Genomic DNA, 1,241 nt, shown 5'->3' with positions numbered 1-1,241 from the left:
GCCATGTCCGTCCCTAGACAGGTTGCCCCCAAAACGTCCTCATGGTCTAAGCCTCTAGATACGTCCAGTTGTTTTGATTCCCTATTGCTTACCTTCATCATTATGCCAACAACCTTTATCGTCACCAGAGTTGCAGATACCACCACGGCTGGATCTCTACGTCACGCGATCGCCAGGGCTAGATCGGGCGACACCATTCGGTTTTCCTCAAGACTAGCCAATCAAACCATCACCCTACGCAATACCCTCACCATTGCTGCCGGTAAAAACATCACCATCGACGGCAGTGACGCCCGAGGCTTGACGATTAGCGGCAATAGGGCACACCGCATCTTTTTGGTGCAGTCCAACCACGTAATGCCAACCCAGGTGACCTTTCAACGGTTGAACCTAACCAATGGCTTTACCCGCGATCGCGGTGGAGCGATTAGTACAGAACACCAAGCCTCCGTCGTCGTGCGCAACGTATCTTTTAGCGGCAACAAAGCCCAGAAAGGCGGCGGCGCAATTTTCAGCGCCTATGAAGGCAATCTCACGGTCAATAACAGCAAATTCCGGGCCAATATCGGCACGGGCGCTAATGATGAGCGTGGGGCAGGAGCGATCGCCTTTTGGGGACCGAATCGATTCACGGTTCGTAATAGCGACTTCATCAATAACCGAGGCATCAACGGCGGTGCCATCAACAGCCTGAATGGCAATCTCACGGTTGAAAACTCTCGCTTCATAGGCAATGATACCACTGCCGGCCGCTACGATACCGGCAATCCTAACCCATTCCTGCGCGGCTACGGTGGCGCAATCTACACTGATCGTGCCAGTGCGGCCAATAGCGCCGGTGGCACCATCCGCCTGACGGGTAATGTATTTGAAAGCAATAAAGGTCGTGGAGAAGGGGGAGCCGCTTATCTTTACAGCGGACAGAACGACCGCGTTATCGTAGAATTATCTGTCTTTAGAGGCAATAGGGTCTTAAACTTACCTGGAGGTGGTGACGGCAATGGTGGCGCATTGGTGCATATCACCAATGGCCCCAATAAAGGCTTTACCCTACGCAATACCTCCTTCCTCAACAATATAGCTAGCAACCAAGGCGGTGGTGCATGGATCATGGATGCCCCTACCACCATCGCCAACGTCACCTTCTCGCAGAATCGAACCCTAGGTGATGATTTCAGCAAAAATGGAGGAGCGTTGCTATTGCGCAATGCCCCAACTACCATTGTAGGAAGTACCTTTAC

1 protein-coding gene is annotated in these 1,241 nt (G+C 52.5%); it reads left to right on the top strand.

The features are described from left to right. Positions 1 to 102 precede the first annotated feature (102 nt). On the top strand, positions 103 to 1,241 hold a 1,139-nt coding region (locus V6D20_13350), incomplete at its 3' end, for a hypothetical protein (protein HEY9816766.1).

The sequence above is a fragment of the Candidatus Obscuribacterales bacterium genome (assembly GCA_036703605.1).
GTDB lineage: Bacteria > Cyanobacteriota > Cyanobacteriia > RECH01 > RECH01 > RECH01.
The sequence above is the reverse complement of the archived record's forward strand: the minus strand, read 5'-3'. Positions and strand labels throughout refer to the sequence as shown.